Annotated in this window: 21 protein-coding genes; 4 read left to right on the plus strand and 17 right to left on the minus strand. The window is 69.7% G+C overall.

What is annotated here, in order from left to right; genetic code table 11:
• Window positions 1–56: 56 nt before the first annotated feature.
• The 6 genes from E5083_RS26370 to E5083_RS26395 all read right to left on the minus strand — a co-directional run bounded on the left by E5083_RS26370 (window position 57) and on the right by E5083_RS26395 (window position 6,363).
• Window positions 57–1,046 (minus strand): helix-turn-helix transcriptional regulator, encoded by a 990-nt coding sequence (locus tag E5083_RS26370; RefSeq protein ID WP_135788171.1) that lies wholly within the window; start codon window positions 1,044–1,046, stop codon window positions 57–59.
• An 18-nt stretch (window positions 1,047–1,064) separates the two neighbouring features.
• Entirely contained in the window at window positions 1,065–2,018 is a 954-nt protein-coding gene (locus tag E5083_RS26375) for a helix-turn-helix transcriptional regulator (protein ID WP_135788172.1), read from the minus strand.
• A 147-nt stretch (window positions 2,019–2,165) separates the two neighbouring features.
• A complete protein-coding gene (locus E5083_RS26380) occupies window positions 2,166–2,546 on the minus strand; it encodes an FKBP-type peptidyl-prolyl cis-trans isomerase (RefSeq protein ID WP_135788173.1) in 381 nt (126 codons plus the stop codon).
• A 74-nt stretch (window positions 2,547–2,620) separates the two neighbouring features.
• Window positions 2,621–3,622, minus strand: a complete 1,002-nt coding sequence (locus E5083_RS26385) for an FKBP-type peptidyl-prolyl cis-trans isomerase (protein ID WP_135788174.1) — start codon at window positions 3,620–3,622, stop codon at window positions 2,621–2,623.
• 110 nt (window positions 3,623–3,732) lie between these two features.
• Entirely contained in the window at window positions 3,733–5,094 is a 1,362-nt protein-coding gene (gene pafA / locus E5083_RS26390) for a Pup--protein ligase (protein ID WP_030812727.1), read from the minus strand.
• Between the two features lie 9 nt (window positions 5,095–5,103).
• Window positions 5,104–6,363, minus strand: a complete 1,260-nt coding sequence (locus tag E5083_RS26395; protein WP_135788175.1) for an MFS transporter — start codon at window positions 6,361–6,363, stop codon at window positions 5,104–5,106.
• Between the two features lie 151 nt (window positions 6,364–6,514).
• Here E5083_RS26395 and E5083_RS26400 point away from each other — a divergent pair, with 151 nt between their 5' ends.
• Window positions 6,515–7,531, plus strand: coding sequence for a LacI family DNA-binding transcriptional regulator (locus E5083_RS26400; RefSeq protein ID WP_135788176.1), 1,017 nt, complete (start codon window positions 6,515–6,517; stop codon window positions 7,529–7,531).
• 74 nt (window positions 7,532–7,605) lie between these two features.
• Here the strand turns inward: E5083_RS26400 and prcA are convergent, their stop codons facing one another.
• The 6 genes from prcA to arc all read right to left on the minus strand — a co-directional run bounded on the left by prcA (window position 7,606) and on the right by arc (window position 13,767).
• Window positions 7,606–8,379 (minus strand): proteasome subunit alpha, encoded by a 774-nt coding sequence (prcA, locus tag E5083_RS26405; RefSeq protein ID WP_135788177.1) that lies wholly within the window; start codon window positions 8,377–8,379, stop codon window positions 7,606–7,608.
• 66 nt (window positions 8,380–8,445) lie between these two features.
• Window positions 8,446–9,291, minus strand: a complete 846-nt coding sequence (gene prcB, locus E5083_RS26410) for a proteasome subunit beta (protein WP_135788178.1) — start codon at window positions 9,289–9,291, stop codon at window positions 8,446–8,448.
• A complete protein-coding gene (locus E5083_RS26415) occupies window positions 9,243–9,818 on the minus strand; it encodes an endonuclease VII domain-containing protein (RefSeq protein ID WP_135788309.1) in 576 nt (191 codons plus the stop codon). The genes prcB and E5083_RS26415 overlap by 49 nt, the downstream gene beginning before the upstream one ends.
• Window positions 9,819–9,868: 50 nt before the next feature.
• Complete coding sequence (locus E5083_RS26420; protein WP_030812711.1) at window positions 9,869–10,087, minus strand: ubiquitin-like protein Pup; 219 nt, start codon at window positions 10,085–10,087, stop codon at window positions 9,869–9,871.
• Window positions 10,088–10,254: 167 nt separating this feature from the next.
• Window positions 10,255–11,766 (minus strand): depupylase/deamidase Dop, encoded by a 1,512-nt coding sequence (gene dop, locus E5083_RS26425; RefSeq protein WP_341866578.1) that lies wholly within the window; start codon window positions 11,764–11,766, stop codon window positions 10,255–10,257.
• 234 nt (window positions 11,767–12,000) lie between these two features.
• Entirely contained in the window at window positions 12,001–13,767 is a 1,767-nt protein-coding gene (gene arc, locus E5083_RS26430; RefSeq protein WP_086694435.1) for a proteasome ATPase, read from the minus strand.
• Window positions 13,768–14,052: 285 nt separating this feature from the next.
• Between arc and E5083_RS26440 the strand changes: the two genes are divergently transcribed.
• Window positions 14,053–14,355 (plus strand): ferredoxin, encoded by a 303-nt coding sequence (locus E5083_RS26440; RefSeq protein WP_135788180.1) that lies wholly within the window; start codon window positions 14,053–14,055, stop codon window positions 14,353–14,355.
• Window positions 14,356–14,423: 68 nt separating this feature from the next.
• Here the strand turns inward: E5083_RS26440 and E5083_RS26445 are convergent, their stop codons facing one another.
• From E5083_RS26445 to E5083_RS26455, 3 genes are all read right to left on the minus strand, one after another.
• Window positions 14,424–15,011 carry a hypothetical protein gene (locus E5083_RS26445; protein WP_135788181.1) on the minus strand — a complete coding sequence of 196 codons (588 nt, stop codon included), beginning with the start codon at window positions 15,009–15,011 and terminating at the stop codon, window positions 14,424–14,426.
• A 209-nt stretch (window positions 15,012–15,220) separates the two neighbouring features.
• Window positions 15,221–16,123 (minus strand): tRNA (adenine-N1)-methyltransferase, encoded by a 903-nt coding sequence (locus tag E5083_RS26450; RefSeq protein WP_030812697.1) that lies wholly within the window; start codon window positions 16,121–16,123, stop codon window positions 15,221–15,223.
• Between the two features lie 145 nt (window positions 16,124–16,268).
• Entirely contained in the window at window positions 16,269–17,645 is a 1,377-nt protein-coding gene (locus E5083_RS26455) for a site-2 protease family protein (protein ID WP_135788182.1), read from the minus strand.
• A 165-nt stretch (window positions 17,646–17,810) separates the two neighbouring features.
• On the opposite strand from E5083_RS26455, the gene E5083_RS26460 reads away from it, so the two are divergent.
• On the plus strand, window positions 17,811–18,740 hold the full coding sequence (locus tag E5083_RS26460; protein ID WP_135788183.1) for a RecB family exonuclease: 930 nt from the start codon (window positions 17,811–17,813) through the stop codon (window positions 18,738–18,740).
• A gap of 15 nt (window positions 18,741–18,755) precedes the next feature.
• Entirely contained in the window at window positions 18,756–19,427 is a 672-nt protein-coding gene (locus E5083_RS26465) for a response regulator (protein ID WP_031180020.1), read from the plus strand.
• A gap of 62 nt (window positions 19,428–19,489) precedes the next feature.
• On the opposite strand, the gene E5083_RS26470 is transcribed toward E5083_RS26465, so the two are convergent.
• Window positions 19,490–21,064: an ABC transporter substrate-binding protein gene (locus E5083_RS26470; protein ID WP_425276752.1), complete on the minus strand. Its 1,575-nt coding sequence runs from the start codon at window positions 21,062–21,064 to the stop codon at window positions 19,490–19,492.
• Window positions 21,065–21,133: 69 nt separating this feature from the next.
• The gene (locus E5083_RS26475) at window positions 21,134–22,738 is read right to left on the minus strand and encodes an ABC transporter substrate-binding protein (protein WP_135788185.1); all 1,605 of its coding nucleotides are present in this window, start codon (window positions 22,736–22,738) and stop codon (window positions 21,134–21,136) included.
• Window positions 22,739–22,746: the final 8 nt, after the last annotated feature.

Here is a 22,746-nt window from a genome sequence, read left to right on the forward strand (position 1 = left end):
GGCGAAGGCGGCGGCCGCCGTCACCTCGCGCGTCGTCCCGGGCGCCCGGGTCTCGTTCACGGCGTGTGCCCCTCGTACGCGGCCAGCGCCTCGCGGGCGGCCCGGCGGGCGCGGTCGGCCAGGTCGGACGGCGACACGATCCGGCCGTCCGGGCCGAGCCGCAGGGCGAGCCGGCGCAAGGAAGCCGGGTCGGGGGTGCGCAGGGTGATGCGCAGGCCGCCGTCGGGCAGCTCCTCGGCCGTGTCGTGCGGGTAGTACTCGGCGACCCAGCGCCCGCCGGGGCCGACCTCGACCACGACCTCGGGGTCCTCGGCGGCGGGCTGCACCAGCCCCTCGGACAGGTCGCGCGGTTCTATCTCGGGCGGCGCGGCCGGCTCGTCGAGAATCCGGATCTCCGCCACCCGGTCCAGCCGGAAGGTACGGCGCGCCTCCGAGCGGCGGCACCACGCCTCGACGTAGGTGTGGCCCATGGTGACCAGGCGGATCGGATCGATCTCCCGCTCGGTCAGCTCGTCGCGAGCCGGGGAGTAGTAGCGCACCCACAGCCGGCGCCGCTCGGAGATGGCCCGGTCGACGTCGGCGAAGACCCCGCCCTCGGACTCGAAGGTCACCGACAGCCGGGAGCTGGCCCCGGCCGCCTCACCGGCGGCGGTCTCCACTTTGGCGGTGGCCCGGACGAGGGCCTGCCGGTCGCTCTCGCGCAGGCCGGGCAGGGTGGCCACCGCGCGGGCGGCCACCAGCAGCGCGGTCGCCTCGTCGGCGGCGAGCCGCAGCGGTTCGGCCGCGTCCTCGCCGAGCGCGGCCGGGTTGTGCCACCAGATGCGCTCGCCGTCGGTGTCGATGTCCAGCAGGTCCCCGCCCCGGAAACTGGTGCCGCACATGGGCAGCACGTCCAGGTCGGAGACGAGTTCGTCCTCGGTGATGCCGAAGGCGCGGGCCACGTCCGCGATCCGGGCGCCGGGGCGCTCGCGCAGATACGTGACCAGCGACAGCATCCGCCGGGTCTGGTCGATGGCGTTCACGGGCCGCGCCGGTTTGCCTGCCATGGTGTTCTCGCTCCGCTCTCAGCCCTTGGCCACGGCACGCAGCCGGTCCACCACGTCCGCCCGCAGCTCGGCCGGTTCCAGCACCACCACGTCCGGCCCGAACTCCACCAGCCAGGCATCCAGCCCGTGCCCGTACGGAATCTCCAACTCGTCCCAGTCGTCGCCCAGTTCACGCACCTTGGTGGCCTTGGCCCGCAGCGGGTAGCCGGCGCCCGTGCGCAGCCGGATCAGCGCGGAGCGGTCGGCGGTCTCCCCCGCCCAGCCCCGTACCGTCTCCCGCACGGTCACCACGTCCGGCACCGGCGCGGTGAAGCCCGTACCGCGGGCGCGGACCTTGCCGGTGATCCGGGACAGCCGGAAGACCCGCTCCGCGCCGCGCTCGCGGTCGAAGCCGGCCAGGTACCAGTGGCCGCGCCAGCACTCCAGCGCCCACGGCTCGACATGCCGGGTCTCGGGGTGCGCGGCGGACGCCTTGCGGTAGTCGAAGACCACCGGGCGGCGGTCCCGGCAGGCCAGCATCAGCGGCTCGAACGCGGCCTCGTGCACCGGGATGCGGGGCTCCAGCGCGCCGTGCGAGCCGTAGGGGTCGACGTCCTCGGGCAGCCCGGCCGCGCGCAGCTTCTGCAGGGCGCCGCTGGCCGCGCCGGCCAGCCGGGCCTGCTGCCACACCTTGGCGGCAAGTCCCAGGGCGGCGGCCTCCTCGGCGTCCAGGGTGATCGCGGGCAGCCGGTTGCTGTCGCGGCGGGCGAGATAGCCGACCTCGCCCTCCAGGTTCTCCACGGTCTCGATGACCAGGCCCAGCTCGCGCAGATCGTCCTTGTCCCGCTCGAACATGCGGTTGAAGGAGTCGTCCGACCCCGCTTCCAGGTACGCCTCGACAGACCCGCGCAGCTCGCGCTTGCTGAGCGGCCGCCGTGCGCCGAGCAGGCACAGCGCGAGGTTCATCAACCGCTCGGCCTTGGCAATGGCCATCGACGCCCTACGCCTTCCCTCATGTGCTTCCGACCGTCGACCGTACCGCTCCGGGGTGGCGCGGCAAAAGCCGAAGCAAAGAAGAAGGGCCCGCGCACCAGGCACGGGCCCTTCTTCGATCAGAAACGATCAGGCTTGACCGTCGGGTCAGCGCTTGCCGACGCCCACCAGGTCGCAGACGAAGATCAGCGTCTCGCCCGGCGCGATCCGGCCGCCGGCGCCCCGGTCGCCGTACGCGAGGTGCGCGGGGATCACGAGCTGGCGGCGGCCGCCGACCTTCATGCCCTGCACACCCTTGTCCCAGCCCTGGATGACCTGGCCGACACCGAGCTGGAAGTCCAGCGGCGTACCGCGGTTCCAGGACGCGTCGAACTCCTCACCCGTGGAGAACGCGACGCCCACGTAGTGCACCTTGACGACGTCGCCGGCCTTGGCGACCTCGCCGTCGCCCTCCCAGATGTCCTTGATCTCAAGGTCCTTCGGCGGCTCGCCGCCCGGAAAGTCGACCTCGGGCTTGTCGATGCTCACGTCAAAAGCTCCTGCGTGTGTACGAAACGAAACATGGACAGTCTGTCATCCCCGCAGCTCGGGCGCCCGGCACGCTACATCGCGGCGAGGATGTCCACCGTGAAGACCAGCGTGGCGCCCTTCTTGATACCGCTCCCGCTCGGCGGGTTGTCCCCGTAGCCCAGGTCCGGCGGCACCACGATCAGCACCCGGCTGCCGACCTTCTTCCCCGTGATCCCCTGCGCCAGACCCTTGACGACCTGCTCCATCTGCTCCACCGAGAACTGGCTGAGCCGCCCCGAGCCGTACGTCTTCTGGAACGTCCGGCCGCCCTGCCACTCCAGCCCCTGGAACTGGCACAGGACCGCCTGCTTCTTGGTGACCTCGTCCCCGTCGCCCTCGAGGATGTAGTTCGACACCAGCTTCTTCGGCGGGTCCGACTTCGGCAGCGTCACCTTCGGCAGATTGCCGTCCGTGTTCGTGGCCACCTTGGGCAGGGCCGGGTCCGTCTGCGGGACCTCCTCGCCCTTCGCCGAGCTCTTGGTGTTGTAGGAGTCCAGCAGATCGATCACGAACACCAGCGTGTCCGTGCCCTTGATCCCCGCCTGCTCATTGCCCGACGGCCCGTACCCCCAGGTCGGCGGCACCGCGATCTCCACCCGGCTGCCGATCTTCTTCCCGGTCAGCGCGTACCGCCAGCCGTCGATGATGCTGCCCTGCGCCAACTGCAGCACCAGCGGACTGCGGTCGTAGGAATTGTCGAAGACCTTCCCCGAGCTCCAGATCTGGCCCAGGTAGTCCGCCTTGATGAAGTCGTTCTCCGCCACCGTGCGGCCGTTGCCCGCGATCACCGTCCTGACCGCCAGGTCCTTCGACGGGTCCCCGGTCCCCTTGACGACCGTCGGCTTCTCCCCGAACTTCGTCCCCGCCGTGATCGCCGGCAGCGGCCCGTCCACGATCTTCGGCGGCGGAGGCGACGACGCCGACGGCGAGGGCGACGCACTCGCCTTGCTCGACTTCGAATCACCGTCGCCGCACCCGGCGAGCGTGACCAGTCCAGCGGGAACGGCGGCCATGAGGAGTGAGCGTCGGCGCACGGGAGATGCCTCGTAATCGGTCGATCTTGCGGATTGGTGCGCGCAACTCTACGGCGTGACAAGGGCGCCGTACGGGAAACGTACGGCGCCCGTGTGGCGCTCGAAGGCAACTACATTCCGGCGATCAGTTTCTCCACCCGGTCGTCCACCGAACGGAACGGGTCCTTGCACAACACCGTGCGCTGCGCCTGGTCGTTGAGCTTCAGATGCACCCAGTCGACCGTGAAGTCCCGGCGCTGTTCCTGCGCCCGCCGGATGAAGTCACCGCGCAGCCGCGCCCGAGTCGTCTGCGGCGGCACCGACTTGCCCTCGAAGATCTTCAGGTCATTGCAGATCCGCGCCGCCTGACCCTTCTTCTCCAGCAGGTAGTACAGCCCACGACGCCGGTGGATGTCGTGATACGCGAGGTCTATCTGCGCGACCCGCGGATGCGACATCGTCATGTTGTGCTTCTCGCGGTACCGCTCGATGAGCTTGTACTTCATCACCCAGTCGATCTCGGTACCGATCCGGTCCAGGTCCTCCGTCTCGATCGCGTCCAGCGTCCGGCCCCACAGCTCCAGCACCTGCGCGACCGTGCCCGTACGGATGCCCCGGCGGTCGCAGAAGTCCACCGCCTTGTCGAAGTACTCGCGCTGCACCTCCAGCGCCGACGCCTCCCGGCCACTGGCCAGACGCACCTTGCGCCGGCCGGTGATGTCATGGCTGACCTCGCGGATCGCCCGGATCGGGTTCTCCAGCGTCAGATCCCGCATCACCGTGCCCGCCTCGATCATGCGCAGCACCAGATCGGTGGCGCCGACCTTCAGCAGCATCGTCGTCTCGGACATGTTCGAGTCGCCCACGATGACATGCAGCCGCCGGTAACGCTCGGCGTCCGCGTGCGGCTCGTCACGGGTGTTGATGATCGGCCTCGAACGTGTCGTCGCCGACGACACGCCCTCCCAGATGTGCTCCGCCCGCTGGCTCACGCAGTACACCGCACCACGCGGCGTCTGGAGCACCTTGCCCGCCCCGCACAAAAGCTGCCGGGTCACCAGGAACGGGATGAGGATGTCCGCGAGCCGGGAGAACTCCCCGTGCCGCGCCACCAGATAGTTCTCGTGGCAACCATAGGAGTTGCCCGCCGAGTCGGTGTTGTTCTTGAAGAGGTAGACGTCGCCCGCGATTCCCTCCTCGTGCAGGCGTCGTTCCGCGTCCACCAGGAGTCCCTCGAGAATGCGCTCGCCGGCCTTGTCGTGGGTGACCAACTCGGTCACATTGTCACACTCGGGTGTCGCGTATTCCGGATGTGAGCCCACGTCGAGATACAGCCGGGCGCCGTTCCGCAGAAAGACATTGCTGCTGCGGCCCCATGACACGACACGGCGGAAGAGGTACCGCGCCACCTCGTCAGGAGACAGACGCCGCTGTCCCCTGAACGTGCACGTGACGCCGTACTCGTTCTCCAGCCCGAAAATGCGGCGGTCCATGACTGAACATTACGCCCGATCCCCTGAACTGAAACGGGGTTCGGCAGCACGATCTGGATCATTTTCCGATGAAGCCGCAACCACACCGCCCCCGGCCGGAGCCGTCAGCACCCCTCCCGTGGCCAGCAGCACCAGCAACGAGACACCCCCCGCCACCCCCGGCAGAGCGAACCCCCACGACGCACCACCCGACTGGACCACCGGCCCCGCGAGCCCCGTCCCCACCGACGCGCCCACCATGAACGTCGTCACCAGCCACGAGAACGCCTCCGTCACCGTCCCCGCCGGAGCGTGCCGGTCCACGATGATGAACGCGCACGCGATGCACGGCGCCAGGAACACCCCCGACACCACCGCCAGCAACACCATCGCCACCGGCCCCGGCATCCACAGCAACGGCAGATAACACACCGCCAGCAACGCCACCAGCACCCTCAGCCGCCGCTCCGGCACCCCGGACCACTGACGCGCCCCGTACACCACGCCGCCCGCCAGCGCGCCCAGGCCCAGCCCCGCCATCATCCAGCCGTACACCGCGTCCCCGCCGTGCCCGTCCGCGTACGAGACCGACGCCACCGTGATCGACCCCATCGCGATCCCCACGAACAGGAACGCCCCCAGCAGCGCCAGCAGCCCCCGCGAACGCAGCGCACCCAGCCAGTGCGCCTCCCGCGGCTCCGAGCGCCACGCCCGCGACGGCGCCGACAGCACCACCGACAGCGCCCCCAGCACCCCCAGCCCGTTCAGCACCAGCAGCGCGGCCCGCTCCGACCAGACCGACACGCACAGCGTCACCAGCAGGGGTCCGACCGTGAACATCACCTCCTGCGCCACCGCGTCCAGCGCGTACGCCGTGTGCACCTGGTCCCCCCGCCGCAGCACCGACGGCCACAGCGCCCGCAGCCCGCCCTCCAGCGGCGGCGTGCACAGACCCGACAGCGCCACCAGCGCGTACGCCAGGCCCAGCGGACCGATCCCGCAGAACGCGAACCCCGCCATCGCCAGCGCCGACGCCACCGCCGCCGGCAACTGCACCCGCGGCTGCCCGTACAGGTCCACCAGCCGCCCCAGCAGCGGCTGGCCCACCGCGTTCGCCACCCCGTACACCGCCGCCAGCGCGCCCGCCAGGCTGTACGTACCGCCCTCCGCGCGCACGAACAGCACCATGGCGATCGGCGCCACCGCGTTGGGCAGCCGGCCCACCAGCGTCCCCGTCAGCAGGCGCAGCGCATGCCGCGCCCGCAGGATCTCCAGATAACCCGTCGCCATGTCCCGCCCCTTCAGCGGCCGCTCCGGCACCCCCGACCGCCGTCGCGCGATGTCCCCGAAGTGTTACGTATAACTACCGCTTTCATACGTACCATGTGCGCTGTCCGACCGTCCACACAGCACCCCCACCACCCAGAGGAGCACGCCCGCGGTGGCACGCAGCAGCACGCGCCCGACCAGCCGTGACGTCGCCCGCGCGGCCGGAGTCAGCCAGGCCGCCGTCTCACTCGTCCTCGGCGACAAATGGCGCGGCCGCGTCTCCGAGACCACCGCCCAGCGCGTCCGCCAGGCCGCCACCGACCTCGGCTACCGCCCCAACCTCGCCGCCCGCAACCTCCGCCTCGGCCACACCCGCACCGTCCTCCTCGTCGTCCCCGCCCTCACCACCGAATTCTTCGCCGGCGTCTACACCGGAGCCGCCCGCGTCGCCGCCCAGCACGGCTTCGGCGTCGTCCTCTACCCCTCCCCCGAAGGCGTCGGCCCCGCCCGCGACCCCTTCGCCAGCGCCCAGGCCGCCCTCGACGGCGTCATCGCCTCCTCCATGGCCGCCGACGCCCTCACCGCCATCAGCGGCGACCAGCTCCCCCTCGTCATGCTCGACAGCGACCCCGCCGGCAGCCTCGGGGCCGCCACCGTCAACCTCGACATCACCGACGGCGTCCGCCAGGTCACCGACCACCTCCTCGGCCTCGGCCACCGCCACCTCCTCCACCTCGCCGCCGACATCCCCTCCTGGACCTTCGAGATCCGCGCCCGCGAACTCGCCCACCGCCTCGCCGCCACACCCGGCACCCGGCTCACCACCGCCCACGCGCCCATCACCATCGGCGCCGCCCGCGCCGCCACCGAGGCCGCCCTCACCACCCCCGGCCCCCGGCCCACCGCCATCGTCTGCGACGACGACAAACTCGCCGCCGGCGCCTACAAGGCCGCCCGCCGCCTCGGTCTGCGCATCCCCGACGACCTCTCCGTCACCGGCCTCGACGACCTCGCCCTCGCCACCGCCCTCGACCCCGAGCTGACCACCGTCCGCCTCGACGCGGAACTCTTCGGGGAACGGGGCATGCAGGCCCTCCTCGCCGTCCTGGACGGCCGGGAGCCCCCACACGGTGACATTCCCGTCCAGCTCATCCCGCGCGCCTCCACGGCCCCGCCACGGCCCTCCTAGCGCACCCACGCAACGGTGCCCCCGACCGGAAACCGGCCGAGGGCACCTGAACAACATCGCGCGGGGCGCGCGCCTCACTCCTTCTCGGAGCCGGACGAGCCGGCCGCGTCCTCTGGATCGTCCGCGCTCTCCGCCTCGGTCGCCGCGCCGTTCGCCGCCAGCAGCCGCGACAACTGGCCGCCCACGATCCGCTTGAACTTCCGCTTCTGCGGCCGCGTCCGGTCCAGCACCGCCACCTCGAGACGCTCCGCCGGAATCTCCCGCTCACCGCCGTTGGTGTCCCGCGACAACGCCTGCACCGCCAGCTTCAGCGCCTCCGCCAGGCTCATCCCGTCCCGGTGCCGCTGATCCAGGAACGTGCTGATCTGCTCCGCGTTGCCGCCGACCGCCACCGAACCGTGCTCGTCCACGATGGAACCGTCGTGCGGCAGCCGGTAGATCTGGTCGCCCTCCGGCGTCTCACCGACCTCCGCCACCACCAGCTCCACCTCGTACGGCTTCTCGGCCGCCGAGGAGAAGATCGTGCCCAGCGTCTGCGCGTACACGTTCGCCAGACCGCGCGCGGTCACGTCGTCCCGGTCGTAGGTGTAACCACGCAGGTCCGCGTAGCGCACACCACCGATGCGCAGATTCTCGTACTCGTTGTACTTGCCGGCGGCCGCGAAGCCGATCCGGTCGTAGATCTCGCTGAACTTGTGCAGCGCACGGGACGGGTTCTCACCGACGAACACGATCCCGTCGGCGTACTGCATGACCACCAGGCTGCGACCGCGCGCGATGCCCTTGCGGGCGTACTCGGCGCGGTCCGCCATGGCCTGCTGGGGTGAGACATAGAACGGCGTCGACACCGGTTATCCGTCCCTTTCTGTCATGGTCACTGGGATCACCTCACTGCGAAGACCGAGAGCGCCCGCTCAGAGCAGGGCGGCCCGCGGACCGTCCGGCTCCTCCAGCCGCCGCTGGAGCACCGCGCGCGACAGCTCCGACGCCTCCTGCTCGGTCAGCCTGCGGAAACCGTCGTCGGTGATCACCGTGATGATCGGATAGATCCGGCGCGCGACGTCGGGACCACCGGTCGCCGAGTCGTCGTCGGCCGCGTCGTACAGCGCCTGCACCACCAGGGTGGTGGCCTCGTCCTCGGTCAGGTCGTCACGGAACAGCTTCTTCATCGCACCGCGCGCGAACACCGAGCCCGAGCCGGTCGCCGCGAAGTTGTGCTCCTCGCTGCGGCCGCCCGTGACGTCGTACGAGAAGATGCGGCCCCGCTCGCGGTCCAGGTCGTACCCCGCGAACAGGGGGACCACGGCCAGGCCCTGCATGGCCATGCCGAGGTTGGAGCGGATCATCGTCGACAGGCGGTTCGCCTTGCCCTCCAGGGAGAGCTGGGCGCCTTCGACCTTCTCGAAGTGCTCCAGCTCCAACTGGAAGAGCTTGACCATCTCCACGGCCAGGCCCGCGGTGCCGGCGATGCCGACCGCGGAGTGCTCGTCCGCCGGGAAGACCTTCTCGATGTCCCGCTGGGCGATGACGTTGCCCATGGTGGCCCTGCGGTCACCGGCGAGGACGACGCCTCCGGGGAACGTCACGGCCACGATCGTCGTCCCGTGCGGGGCCTCGAGCACGCCCTGCACCGGCGGCAGCGTCCGCTTGCCCGGCAGCAGCTCCGGCTGGTGGTCCGACAGGAAGTCCATGAAGGAGGACGACCCAGGCGTCAGGAAGGCAGTCGGTAGACGCCCGGTGCCACGAGTATTGGCTTCCACGAGTTTCCTTCCAGATAGGCGGCGGCCCGGCGTACGGCCTCGGGGTCGTCCCCCAGCTTGCCGATGGCCGAATTGCAGTTGAAGCACAGTACGCCACGGACCCTACCCGTCTTGTGGCAGTGATCCACATGTGCGGCCGGGGCATTCAGACAGATCACACAGAGCCCACGCTGAGAAGCGACCATGGCATCCCGTTCGGCCTCGGTGATGCCGTAACTCCGCTTGAGGTGGTTGGCTCGCCCCTCGGCCGCGCGGCATGCCTTGCAACGTGTGGAGAGTCCGTCCGAAGCAGTCGCGTTGCGGTGCCACTCGGTCCACGGCTTGATCTCACCGCATCGCAGGCAGAGCTTGTGTCCCTCGGGTACGTCCACCCTGGGGCGAACTTTCCGCCCCAGGGATTCCTGCCGCTTGCGGTGATAATCCGAGGCGCACTCCCGGCAGTGCTGCTGCAGGCCGTCCGTATTCGACCGCCTGCGGTGAAACGCTGCATGCGGCTTGCTCTCACCACACCGCGCGCAGCGTTTCATGTTCTCTTCGTTCGCCACTTCGAGCGCCCCCGTCGCCTTCGATTCGAAGGTTACTCGCCGCCTTTTTGCACGAAGGAGCGCACGAAGTCCTCGGCGTTTTCCTCCAATACGTCGTCGATTTCGTCCAGTACCGAGTCCACGTCGTCGGTCAGTTTTTCCTGTCGTTCCTTGAGGTCTTCGGAGCCCTGTGCTTCCTGGGTCTGCTCCTCGACCTCTTCGGTGGAGCGTGTGGCCTTCTGCTGGCCGCCGCCGGTGTCCTTGGTCGCCATAACCCTCACCCCGCTCAGTTCGCCGTTCACTGATGATCAGACCCTACAAGCCGGGTCCGACATCGGCCCCGTAGTTCCAGGAACGTACGGGGGCCATCTCGATGATTCCCTGACGCCGGGATTTCCACCCTGCGAAGGGAGCCGAATCAAAGCCCCGGACCGGGGTTTCAATTGCCGGACAGCACCCTGACCAGCTCATCAGCGGTCCGGCACCGGTCCAGCAGCTCCTTGACGTGATTTCGCGTTCCGCGAAGAGGTTCCAGGGTTGGCACCCGCTGGAGCGAATCGCGGCCGGGAAGGTCGAAGATGACCGAGTCCCAGGAGGCCGCGGCCACGTCGTCCGCGTACTGCTCCAGGCACCGCCCCCGGAAGTAGGCACGGGTGTCCTCGGGCGGCTTCGTACGCGCCCGCTCGACCTCCGCGTCGTCCAGCAGCCGCTTCATGCGCCCCTTGTCGACCAGCCGGTTGTAGAGGCCCTTCTCGGGGCGTACGTCGGCGTACTGGAGGTCGACCAGGTGCAGCCGGGGCGCGTCCCAGTCGAGGTCGTCGCGGCGGCGGTAGCCCTCCATGAGCTGCCGCTTGGCGACCCAGTCGAGTTCCGCGGCCAGGCTCATGGGGTCGTTCTCCAGCCGGGTGAGGGTGTCCTCCCAGCGGACGAGGACGTCCTTGGTCTGGTCGTCGGCGTCGGCGCCGTACCGCTCCTCGACGTACTTGCGGGCCAGCTCGAAGTACTCCATCTGCAACTGCACGGCGGTCAGCGTGCGTCCGCTGCGCAGCGTGACGAGGTGCTGGAGGGAGGGGTCGTGGGAGACCTGGTGGAGGGTGCGGACGGGCTGGTCGACCGCGAGGTCCACCGCGATGAAGTTGTCCTCGATCATGGAGAGGACCAGTGCGGTGGTGCCCAGCTTGAGGTAGGTGGAGATCTCCGAGAGGTTGGCGTCGCCGATGATCACATGGAGGCGGCGGTACTTCTCGGCATCCGCGTGGGGTTCGTCGCGGGTGTTGATGATGGGCCGCTTGAGGGTGGTCTCAAGACCGACCTCGACCTCGAAGTAGTCGGCGCGCTGGCTGAGCTGGAAGCCGTGTTCGTGGCCGTCCTGCCCGATGCCGACGCGGCCGGCGCCCGCGAAGACCTGGCGGGAGACGAAGAAGGGTGTCAGGTGGCGCACGATGTCCGAGAAGGCGGTCTCCCGCTTCATCAGGTAGTTCTCGTGCGTGCCGTAGGAGGCGCCCTTGTTGTCGGTGTTGTTCTTGTAGAGGTGGATCGGCTGGGCGCCGGGCAGCGCGGCGGCGCGTTCGGCGGCCTCGGCCATGATGCGTTCGCCCGCCTTGTCCCAGAGGACGGCGTCGCGCGGGTTGGTGACCTCGGGGGCGCTGTATTCGGGGTGGGCGTGGTCGACGTAGAGCCGGGCTCCGTTGGTGAGGATGACGTTGGCGAGGCCGATGTCCTCGTCGGTGAGCTGGCTGGAGTCGGCGGCCTCCCGGGCGAGGTCGAAGCCTCGCGCGTCGCGCAGCGGGTTCTCCTCCTCGAAGTCCCAGCGGGCCCGGCGGGCCCGGTGCATCGCGGCCGCGTAGGCGTTGACGATCTGGGACGAGGTGAGCATGGCATTGGCATTGGGGTGGCCGGGGACGGAGATGCCGTACTCCGTCTCGATGCCCATTACTCGCCGTACGGTCATGCGGCCCTCCTTGCCCGGCGGCACCCTCTGTCTTGGGTGCCGCTCGCGTACCGCTGGCGCTCCGGTGCGTGTGCGGTGCCCGTCCCCGCACTGCGCGACTCGGCGGTAGGAAAGAGCCTAGAACGCCTTTGCACTGGTGGGGAGATCATTTGCGTCATTGACTGCTCCGGTCGTGGCCTGAAAAGCGAGCGGCTGCGGATGCCCGTGGCGGGCATCCGCAGCCGCTGGAGCCCTTTACAGGTACTGACCGGTGTTCGCCACCGTGTCGATGGACCGTCCGGTGTCCGCGCCCTGCTTTCCGGTGATGAGGGTGCGGATGTAGACGATCCGTTCGCCCTTCTTTCCGGAGATGCGGGCCCAGTCGTCGGGGTTGGTGGTGTTGGGCAGGTCCTCGTTCTCCTTGAACTCGTCCACGCATGCCTGGAGGAGGTGGGAGACGCGGAGGCCCTTCTGGCTCTTGTCGAGGAAGTCCTTGATCGCCATTTTCTTGGCGCGGCCGACGATGTTCTCGATCATGGCGCCGGAGTTGAAGTCCTTGAAGTAGAGGACTTCCTTGTCTCCGTTGGCGTAGGTGACTTCCAGGAAGCGGTTTTCCTCGGATTCGGCGTACATCTGCTCGACCGCCGTCTGGATCATGCTCTGGACGGTGATCTCCTTGTCGCCGCCGTGCTCGCCGAGGTCGTCGGAGTGCAGCGGGAGGCGCTCGGTGAGGTACTTGCCGAAGATGTCCTTGGCGGCTTCGGCGTCCGGGCGCTCGATCTTGATCTTCACGTCGAGCCGGCCGGGCCGGAGGATGGCGGGGTCGATCATGTCCTCGCGGTTGGAGGCGCCGATGACGACCACGTTCTGGAGGCCCTCGACACCGTCGATCTCCGCGAGGAGCTGGGGGACGATGGTGTTCTCGACGTCGGAGCTGACGCCGGAGCCTCGGGTGCGGAAGAGGGATTCCATCTCGTCGAAGAAGACGATGACGGGGGTGCCCTCGCTGGCCTTCTCGCGGGCACGCTGGAAGACGAGGCGGATCTGCCGCTCGGTCTCGCCGACGTACTTGTTGAGCAGCTCGGGGCCCTTGATGTTGAGGAAGAAGCTCTTGCCCGCGGCCTGTCCGGTCACTTCGGCGACCTTCTTGGCGAGCGAGTTGGCGACGGCCTTGGCGATCAGGGTCTTACCGCATCCGGGGGGGCCGTAGAGGAGGACGCCCTTGGGCGGCCGCAGCTCGTGCTCCTTGAAGAGGTCGGGGTAGAGGTAAGGGAGTTCGACGGCGTCGCGGATGGCCTCGATCTGGCCGCCGAGTCCGCCGATCTGTTCGTAGCCGATGTCGGGGACTTCTTCGAGGACGAGTTCCTCGACCTCGCTCTTGGGCACGACCTCGTAGACGTAGCCGGAGCGGGGTTCGAGGAGGAGTGCGTCGCCGGGGCGGATGGTGATGCCCCGCAGCGGTTCGGCGAGCCGGACCACGCGTTCCTCGTCGGTGTGTCCCAGTACCAGGGCGCGTTCGCCGTCCTCGAGGATCTCCTTGAGGGTGACGATGTCGCCGACGCTCTCGTACTCCATGGCCTCGACCACGTTGAGCGCCTCGTTGAGCATGACTTCCTGGCCGCGCCTGAGGTTGTCGAGTTCGACGCTCGGGCTGACGTTGACGCGGAGTTTGCGGCCGCCGGTGAAGATGTCGGCGGTGCCGTCCTCGTTGGCCTGAAGGAATGCTCCGAAGCCGGCCGGCGGCTGGGCGAGCCGGTCGACTTCCTCCTTGAGGGCCACGATCTGGTCGCGGGCCTCGCGGAGGGTGTTGGCCAGGCGCTCGTTCTGTGCGGAGACGCCGGCCAGATTGGTCTGAAGCTCGACGATCCGCTCCTCGAGAATCCTCGTGTGCCGCGGAGAGTCGGCGAGCTTGCGGCGCAGGACGGCGATCTCCTGCTCAAGATAGGCGATCTGCCCGGCGGGGTCGTCGGACCCTCGTCCCGAGCGGATGCCGCGGTTGATGTCGTCGTCGTGGGCTGCCACGGTCCTCACCTCCTCCAAGGGGAGCTGGACGCTTCCAGACCCTACCTGGGTGGGTGTCGATTGAAACCCCTAGATCACAAAGACTGTCAAGGTGTGTCGTCGGTCACCCGGTGCGCTCCCTCTCGCACGGAGGGGATACCCACTGAACGTGAGGGGGAAGCCGCTTGTTCCGGGTGATCCGCCGGCCGGTCGGGCGCAGACGGTGGGAAAGCGGGCGGCGGGGGTAGGGTCGGGGTGTTCGACAGCCGCCGGGCGCACGGGTCCGGTGATTCCAGGTCAGGAGAGATGAGCGTGCAGCAGGAGGCCCCGGACGGCGAGGCGCTGGAGGTCTGGATCGACCAGGACCTGTGTACCGGTGACGGGATCTGCGCCCAGTACGCGCCGGAGGTGTTCGAGCTGGACATCGACGGGCTGGCCTATGTGAAGGACGGCGACGACGAGTTGCTGCAGGCGGTGGGGGCGACGACGCCGGTGCCGCTGCCGTTGCTCACGGATGTGGTGGATTCGGCGAAGGAGTGTCCGGGGGCGTGCATCCATGTGCGCCGGGTTTCGGACAAGGTCGAGGTGTTCGGGCCCGAGGCGGACTGAGGTCCGACGGACCCTCATGAAGGACGCGCGCGTGCGGTGGCATGCGCGCGTCTTGTGCGTTTACGGGGTCAGACGCCTCGGGTGTCGGCCGGGGTGGAGCGCAGGAAGGCGTGGCCGTTCCAGCGCCAGGCGGCGGCCTTCTTCACATCGGGGCAGCAGCTCGGTACGTCGTCGGTGGAGTAGCCGAGCAGGGTGGCCGTCACGGTGCGGTCGCGGATGGCGAGGTCGGTGGCGGTGAGACGGTCGGCGGGCTGGACGAGGGTGGCGACGACGCGGGGTTTGCCGTCGGTGGCGTTGCGGGTGAGGACGTAGACGGCGTCGGGCGGGGTGCCCATGGCGGCGTCGCAGTGGACGACGGCGACCGTCTCGGGTTTGCCGTCGCCGTCGAGGTCGCCGTCGGTCCGGTGGGCGACGACGGCTTTGACGGGGCCGCAGTCGAGGGGGAAGGCGACGCCGGTGGTGCCGGGCGGGGTGGTGGCGGTGGGCGCGGGGGCGGGCCTGGCCTCGGTGGCGGTGGTCGGCTGGGCCGCGGTGGCCGGGCCGGGCTGTACGAGGGAGGACAGTGCGATCACGCCGGCGACCGCGGTGGCCGTGGCGACCCAGTGGATGGGCCGGGTGTCCGTGCGGGCGAGCTCCGGGACGGCGGATTGCTGCACTAGGAGGGTCTCCTGTGGGGCTGTACCGGTGAAGGGGTGGCCAGCATGGTGTCACACGTCACGGTGGGTGGGAACGGCGGGGGCGGGTGCGGATTCCGCGGGGTGCGGGGGCCCGGTTGCGAAGGGGAAACGCGAGGGCGCCGGGCCCCTGGTTCCCGTGGCGGGAGGTGGGGGCGCGGCGCCCTGGTGTGGTGCGGGGTGGGTGCGGGTCAGCGGCCCGCGCCGCCGTCGGCGTTGGGTCCTGCGTAGTCCTCGCCGTAGGCGCCCTTGGCGGGGCGGCGGCGGCGCATGGGCGGCTCGACGCCGTCGGCGAGGCGGCGGGCGGTGAGCAGGAAGCCGGTGTGGCCGATCATGCGGTGGTCCGGGCGGACGGCCAGGCCCTCGATGTGCCAGTTGCGGATCATCGTCTCCCAGGCGGTCGGCTCGTTGAAGCAGCCGATCTCGCGGATGGACTCGACGGTCCGGGCGAGCTGGGTGGTGGTGGCGACGTAGGCGCAGAGGATGCCGCCGGGGACGAGGGCCTTGGAGACGGCCTCCAGGCATTCCCAGGGGGCGAGCATGTCGAGGATGACGCGGTCGACGTCGGTGTCGGACAGGTTGTCCTGGAGGTCGCCGACGGTGAGCTGCCAGGCGGGGTGTTCGCCGCCGAAGTAGCGCTCGACGTTCTGCTTGGCGATCTCGGCGAAGTCCTCGCGGCGCTCGTAGGAGTGCAGCATGCCCTGGTCGCCGATGGCGCGCAGCAGGAAGCTGCTGAGCGAGCCGGAGCCCACGCCCGCCTCGACGACGCGGGCGCCGGGGAAGATGTCGGCGAAGGCCAGGATCTGCCCCGCGTCCTTGGGGTAGACCACGGCGGCGCCGCGGGGCATGGACAGGACGTAGTCGGGGAGCAGGGGGCGCAGCGCGAGGTAGGCGACGTTGCCGGTGGTGCGGACAACGCTGCCCTCGGGAGCGCCGATCAGTTCGTCGTGCGGGAAGGAGCCCTTGTGGGTGTGGAAGTTCTTCCCGGCTTCGAGCGTGAACGTGTAGTGACGGCCCTTGGGGTCGGTCAGCTGAACCTGGTCCCCGACCTTGAAGGGCCCGCGCCTGCGGGCGGCACCGGTCGGTTCGGACATGTGACCAGCTTACCGGCTCGCCGCCGGGGGCTTGACCGTCGGCAGAGGTCCGGGGAGGTGGGGGTGGGTTGACCGGTGCGGGCCGTTCGGGGCCGGTCGCGCGGTTCCCCGCGCCCCTTGAGGCCCGTGCGCCTTCGCGGAGTTGTCACGTCGGCCTTGCCATGGCCTTCACAAAAGCGCGCTCCACGTCCGCCGCCGACAGGACGCCGTAGATCTCACCGGTGTTCTCGACGACCAGGTACTCGGTCGCGGGGGTGGCGCGGAGGGTGTCGAGGAGTTCCTCGCCGGTGAGTTCGGCGGAGACGCGCATGCCGTCGGTGAGGTCCTGGGCGAGTTCGCTGACGGGGACCCAGGGGCGGCGGTGTTCGGGGACGCCCACGATGGCGGCCTCGCGGACGAGGGAGAGGGGGGTGCCGTCGGCGTCGACGACGACGAGGGCGCGGGCGCCGGCGGCGTTGGCGCGGCGCAGGCCCTCGGAGAGGGGGGTGTCGCTCTGGACGGGGACGGCGCGGCGGGTGAGGGTGCGGGCGCGGAGGTCGGGGAGGTGTTCGCGCAGCCGGGCCATGCGGAGGCTGTTGCCGGCGCCGGTCCAGATGATGGCGGCGAGGATCGCGGCGAGCAGGGCGTCGGTGACGGTGTCCATGCCGCTGACGTCGCGGTCGCCGCCGAGGGTGCCGGACTGGTTGAGCAGGGGCAGTCCGATGAGGACGGAGACGGCGAGGGCGCGGCCGACCCAGGCGGCGGCGACGGTGCCGGTCATGGGGCGGCCGGTGATCTTCCAGACGACGGCGCGGAGCATGCGGCCGCCGTCGAGGGGGAGGCCGGGCAGCAGGTTGAAGATCGCGACGATCAGGTTGGAGATCATCAGTCCGGCGAGCAGGACGCCGGGGACGGTGCCGGGCTCGACGGGTTTGAGGGCGAGGTAGAAGACTCCGGCGAGGACGAGGGAGAGCAGGGGTCCGACGAAGGCGAGGACGAATTCGCGGCCGGGTGTCTCGGCTTCCTTCTCGATCTCGGAGACGCCGCCGAAGAACTGGAGCTGGATGCGGCGGACGGGGAGTTTGAAGCGGAGGGCGGCGAGGACGTGCGCGAGTTCGTGGACGAGGACGGAGGCGTAGAAGGCGACCGCGAAGAAGAGGGAGACGAGGTAGCGCAGGGCGCCGAGTTCGGGCAGGACGCGGTCGAGCTGGCCGCCGAAGACCCAGGTGATGAGGGCGGCGACGAGGAACCAGCTCGGGGCGACGTAGACGGGTACGCCGAAGGGGCGGCCCATGAGGATGCCGCCGCCGGGTTCCTTGGGCCGCTCGGGGGGCGGGTCGGTGGGGGCGATGCCGGCGTGGGCGAGGGAGCGGTCGTGCTCGGTGCGGTCGGCGGTGTCGCCGGGTTCGGGCTTGTCGGGCCGGCCCTGGTCGCGTGCGGGCTCGTGTTCGGGGTCGGGGTTCGGGGTCGGAGGCGCTGGGGGGTGCTCGGCCGGGTGGTTCTCGTCCGGCCGCGGCTGCCCGTTCCCGCCGGTCACGTCCACGGTGTCCCCTCGTTCGATGCGTCTTCCGCGCCTGGCCGGGCGGAAGGGTCTCGGGTCGATGGTATGCGGCCCGGGTGGCGCGGTCCGCTCCGGCACCCTGGTGTTCCGGGGGCGTGCGGTGCGCGGCTGGGTCGCTGTCGGTGCCGGGCCGTATGGTCTTGGGTCATGGAGAGCAGCGGTGTGGACAGTGCCCCCGAGGGTGTTTCGGGTGGCGGGGGCGGCGCGGAGGGTGTCGCGCGGGCCGTCGTGGGGCCGTCGTCGCTGTCTCCGTCGCGGGCGAGTGATTTCATGCGGTGTCCGTTGCTGTACCGGTTCCGGGTGATCGACCGGCTGCCGGAGAAGCCGAGCGAGGCGGCGACGCGGGGCACGCTGGTGCACGCGGTGCTCGAGCGGCTGTTCGACGTGCCGGCGGCGGAGCGTACGGCGCCGGCGGCGAAGTCGTTGATCCCGGCGCAGTGGGACCGGTTGCGGGAGAGCCGGCCGGAGGTCTCGGAGCTGTTCGAGGGCGATCCGGAGGGTGAGCGGCTGGCGCGCTGGCTGGGTGAGGCGGAGCGGCTGGTGGAGCGCTGGTTCTCGCTGGAGGACCCGACGCGGCTGGAGCCGGCCGAGCGTGAGCTGTTCGTGGAGACGGAGCTGGATTCGGGGCTGCGGCTGCGCGGGATCATCGACCGGGTGGATGTGGCGCCGACGGGTGAGGTGCGCATCGTCGACTACAAGACGGGGAAGGCGCCGCGTCCGGAGTACGCGGAAGAGGCGCTGTTCCAGATGAAGTTCTACGCGCTGGTGGTGTGGCGGCTGAAGCGGGTGGTGCCGCGCCGGCTGCAGCTCGTGTATCTCGGCAGTGGTGATGTGCTGACGTACGACCCGGTGCCGGCGGATCTGGAGCGGGTGGAGCGCAAGCTGCTGGCGTTGTGGGCGGCGATCCGGGAGGCGACGGAGTCGGGGGTGTGGCGGCCCAGGCCGACGAAGCTGTGCGGCTGGTGCGACCACCAGGCGGTGTGCCCGGAGTTCGGGGGTACTCCCCCGCCGTATCCGCTCGCGCTGAGGGCGGCGGAGTCGGGCGGGGAGGACGCGGGCAGAATGGGGCCGGTCTAGCGAAGGAGTTCTCAGGTGGCCATCCGCGTCCTTCTGGTCGATGACCAGCCGCTGTTGCGTACCGGGTTCCGGATGATTCTGGAGGCGGAGCCGGATCTGGCGGTCGTCGGTGAGGCCGGTGACGGTCTGCAGGCGCTCGATCAGGTGCGTGCGCTGCAGCCGGATGTCGTGCTGATGGACATCCGGATGCCCCGGATGGACGGGGTGGAGGCGACCCGGCAGATCACGGGTCCGGAGCGGGACGGCCCGGCGAAGGTGCTGGTGCTGACCACGTTCGATCTGGACGAGTACGTGGTGGAGGCGCTCCGGGCGGGGGCGAGCGGCTTCCTGCTGAAGGACGCGCCGGCGGACGAGCTGGTGCAGGCGATCCGGGTGGTGGCGCAGGGCGAGGCGATGCTGGCGCCGAGCATCACGCGGCGGCTGCTGGACAAGTACGCGACGCATCTGCCGTCGGGCGAGGAGCCGGCGCCGAGCACGCTGCACACGCTGACGGACCGTGAGGTGGAGGTGCTGAAGCTGGTGGCGCGGGGCCTGTCGAACGCGGAGATCGCGGCGGATCTGTTCGTGAGCGAGACGACGGTGAAGACCCATGTGGGGCATGTGCTGACGAAGCTGGGCCTGAGGGACCGGGTGCAGGCGGCGGTGTACGCGTACGAGAGCGGTCTGGTGCGGCCGGGCGCGCAGTAGGTACGACTCGAGGGCGCCTCTCCTGGCGGAGGGGCGCCCTCGGTGTGTGCGGACGACGGGGGTCAGCTCTTGTTGAGTTCCCAGAAGCGGAAGACGGTGGAGGCGTCGAGGCAGTACTCGAGGCCGTAGACGCCGTCCCGGACGACGGCGTACTGCTTGGCCTGCCAGACGGGCAGGAGGGGCAGTTCGTCGGCGACGATGTCCTGGACCTGCGCGAAGTCCTTGTCGGTGGCGGCGCGGTCGCTCAGGGCGGCGGTGGCCGGGAGCAGGGTGCCGGTGAGGCGGCTGTTGTCGTAGTGGTTGGAGAGCACGTTGCCCTTGCCGAAGAAGGGCGCGGTGAAGTTGTCGGCGTCCGGGTAGTCGGGCACCCAGCCCTTGACGTAGACGCCGTACTTGCCGGCGGCGATGTCCTTCTCGTACTGGCCGAAGGGGACGGACTTGACGTCGGCTTGGAAGAGGCCGCTGGCGTTGAGCTGGGCGGCGACAGCGCGCAGTTCGGCGTCGGTGGCGGGGCCGTAACGGGCCGGGGTGGACCACAGGGTGAGCCTGACCTTGCCGGTGATGCCGTCGGCGTGCAGGGCCTGGGCGGCCTTGGCCCTGGAGGGGCGGGCGCCGTAGGTGTCGAAGAAGGCGGTGTTGTGGCCGACGATGCCGGCCGGGATGATCGAGTACAGCGGGGTGGCGGTGCCCTGGTAGACGTTGTGGATGAGGGCGTCGCGGTCGAGCAGGTGGGCGATGGCCTTGCGGACGCCGAGCTTTCCGGCGACGGGGTCCTTCATGTTGAAGACGAGGTGCTGGACCTCGGCGCTGCTGCCCTCGATGACGTCGATGCCCTTGGTGCCTTCCTGGGCGTCGATGTCGGTGATGTCGCCGGCGCTCAGGCCGCGGTAGGCGATGTCGATGTCGCCGCCGAGGAGGGCCTTCTTCAGGGCCTTCTGGTCGCCGTGGAAGAACTTGAGGGTGACGCCGGAGTTCTTGATGTCGGCGGTGCCCCGGTAGTGGGAGTTGACCGAGAAGACGGCCTGGCCCTTGTCGAAGGAGTCGAGCTTGTAGGGGCCGGAGCCGATGGCCTTGTTGTCGGTGCGCAGGGCGCCGGCGTCGTACTGGCGGTGGTCGACGATGGAGCCGGCGCCGGAGGCGATCTTGCTGGGGAAGGTCGCGTCGGGGGCGTTGAGGCGGAAGACGACCGTCTTGGCGTCCGGTGTCTCGACCCGCTCCAGCGTCGGGAACATGACGGCCGGACCGGCGGGGTCGTTGATCTTCAGCAGGCGGTCGAAGGAGAACTTGACGTCCTCGGAGGTGAGGGAGTCGCCGTTGCTGAACTTCAGACCGGGTTTGAGCTCGCACTTGAAGAGGGTGGCCCGGGTGTCACCGAAGGCGCAGGACTTGGCGAGTTCGGGCTCGGGCTGGGTGCCGCCGTTGGGGAAGCTGAGCAGTGACTGGAAGACGTTGTTGAAGAGCAGCCAGGAGCCGGGGTCGTAGCCCGATGCCGGGTCGGTGGCCAGGACGTCGTCGGACATCCCCATCACCATGGCCCGACCGGTGCCCTCGGCATCGTCGGTCCCGGAGCCGCAGCCGGTCAACAGGCCGCAGGCCAGCCCCGCCACCACGGGCAGGACCGGCCACTGGACGCTCATCTTCACAGCAGTGCCTTGTCGTCGGTTCGTGGCCCGGAGCCGCCGTCGCGGCTCCGGGTACGGGAGACGTCAGCCGCTCACACCACGGCCGAGCTCCCAAAGCTGAAGCGTCGACGAGGAGTTCAGGGCGTACGAGGTGCCCGTGATGTCGTCCCGCGCGGCGACGTACTGCTTGCCCTGCCACAGCGGCAGTACGGGGACGTCCTCGGCGACGGTGTCCTGGATGTCGGTGAGGCTCTTGGCGGCGTCGAGGCGGTCGGCCTCGCGGCGGGACTCGGGGATCAGCGTCCGCTCGATCGTGCTGTTGGTGTACGGCGAGCCGAGGAAGTTGTCCTTGTCGAGGAACGGCGCCAGGAAGTTGTCGGCGTCGGGGAAGTCGGGGAACCAGCCCATGCCGTAGACGTCGTACTGGCCCTTCTGCTCCGCGGGGCGGAAGGTGGCCCAGGGGTGGCCCTGGATGGTGACGTCGAACAGGCCGCTGTCGTTGAGCTGCTTCTGCAGGACCTCGAACTCCTGCTTGGTGGCGGAGCCGTAGTGGTCGGTGGTGTAGTGCAGCGTCAGCTTGAGCGGGGCGGTGACGCCGGCCTTGGTGAGCAGCAGCTTGGCCTTGGCGGTGCTCGGGTCGCCGTACTTGTTGAAGAACGAGTTGGAGTGGCCGGTCAGGGTGGCGGGCACCAAGGAGTAGAGCGGCTCGGCCTGGGTGCCGTAGACCTTGGAGACCAGTTCGCCGCGGTTGACGACCTGGGCGATGGCCTGGCGGACGGCCTTGTCCTTGACCGTCTGCGCGTTGGTGTTGAAGGCGAGGTAGCGGATCTCGAGACCCGGCATGTCGACGAGGTCGGCGTGCTCGTCGGAGCCACCGTCGAGCTTCTGGATCTGGCTCGGCGACATGGTGCGGCTCATCACGTCGATGTCGCCGCGGTCCAGGGCGGCGCCCATCGCGTCGGCGTCGTCGAAGGAGCGGATCTCCACCTTGTCGTTGTTCAGCTCGGAACTGCCCTTGTAGGAGGGGTTCTTGGTGAACGTGGCGCTGACCATGGCGTCGCCCTTGAGCTGCGCCTTGAAGGTGTACGGGCCGGAGCCGTCGACCTCGAAGCCGTCGCGCAGCTTGTCCTTGGCGTAGTCCTTGGGGTTCACGATGCCCGCGACCGGGGTGGACAGCTTGAACGGGAAGGTGGCGTCGGCCGTCTTCAGGTGGAAGATGACCTCGCGGTCGCCCTGGGTCTCGACGGTGTCGACGGTGTTCAGCAGGGCGGCGACACCGCTGTCGGCCTGGAGCTTGATGGCGCGGTCGATGGAGAACTTCACATCGGCGGCGGTGACCGGGTCGCCGGAGGCGAACTTGAGGCCGCTGCGCAGCTTGCAGGCGTAGCGCTCGTTGCCGGTGTCGGTGAAGCTGCAGCTGTCGGCGGCCTCCGGGACGGGGCTGCCCTCGCCCTTGGGCTGGGTCATCAGCGTCTGCACGGTCTGACGCAGGATGTTCCAGGTGCCGACGTCGTAGGCGTAGGCGGGGTCGAGGGGCGCGGGGGCGTCGCTCGTGGCCGTGAACCGGTCCGTGGTGCCGACGACGATGGGGTCGCCGTTCTTGGCCCCACTGTCGGTTCCGCCGCACGCGGCGAGAACCGGCGTGAGCAGGCCGGCCACTGCCGGCAGCACCAGAGTCTTGCGGTTCATGCGGGACG

It is taken from the genome of Streptomyces bauhiniae (assembly GCF_004784475.1).
Taxonomy (GTDB): domain Bacteria; phylum Actinomycetota; class Actinomycetes; order Streptomycetales; family Streptomycetaceae; genus Streptomyces; species Streptomyces seoulensis.

Bases quoted from the DNA above. Each gene is read 5' to 3' on its own strand.
- E5083_RS26370 (WP_135788171.1), bottom strand. From the start codon at position 1,046: ATGGCAGGCAAACCGGCGCGGCCCGTGAACGCCATCGACCAGACCCGG.
- E5083_RS26375 (WP_135788172.1), bottom strand. From the start codon at position 2,018: ATGGCCATTGCCAAGGCCGAGCGGTTGATGAACCTCGCGCTGTGCCTG.
- pafA (WP_030812727.1), bottom strand. From the start codon at position 5,094: ATGGACCGCCGCATTTTCGGGCTGGAGAACGAGTACGGCGTCACGTGC.
- E5083_RS26395 (WP_135788175.1), bottom strand. From the start codon at position 6,363: ATGGCGACGGGTTATCTGGAGATCCTGCGGGCGCGGCATGCGCTGCGC.
- E5083_RS26415 (WP_135788309.1), bottom strand. From the start codon at position 9,818: ATGAAACGCTGCGCGCGGTGTGGTGAGAGCAAGCCGCATGCAGCGTTT.
- E5083_RS26420 (WP_030812711.1), bottom strand. From the start codon at position 10,087: ATGGCGACCAAGGACACCGGCGGCGGCCAGCAGAAGGCCACACGCTCC.
- dop (WP_341866578.1), bottom strand. From the start codon at position 11,766: ATGACCGTACGGCGAGTAATGGGCATCGAGACGGAGTACGGCATCTCC.
- E5083_RS26440 (WP_135788180.1), top strand. From the start codon at position 14,053: ATGAGCGTGCAGCAGGAGGCCCCGGACGGCGAGGCGCTGGAGGTCTGG.
- E5083_RS26450 (WP_030812697.1), bottom strand. From the start codon at position 16,123: ATGTCCGAACCGACCGGTGCCGCCCGCAGGCGCGGGCCCTTCAAGGTC.
- E5083_RS26460 (WP_135788183.1), top strand. From the start codon at position 17,811: ATGGAGAGCAGCGGTGTGGACAGTGCCCCCGAGGGTGTTTCGGGTGGC.
- E5083_RS26470 (WP_425276752.1), bottom strand. From the start codon at position 21,064: ATGAGCGTCCAGTGGCCGGTCCTGCCCGTGGTGGCGGGGCTGGCCTGC.
- E5083_RS26475 (WP_135788185.1), bottom strand. From the start codon at position 22,738: ATGAACCGCAAGACTCTGGTGCTGCCGGCAGTGGCCGGCCTGCTCACG.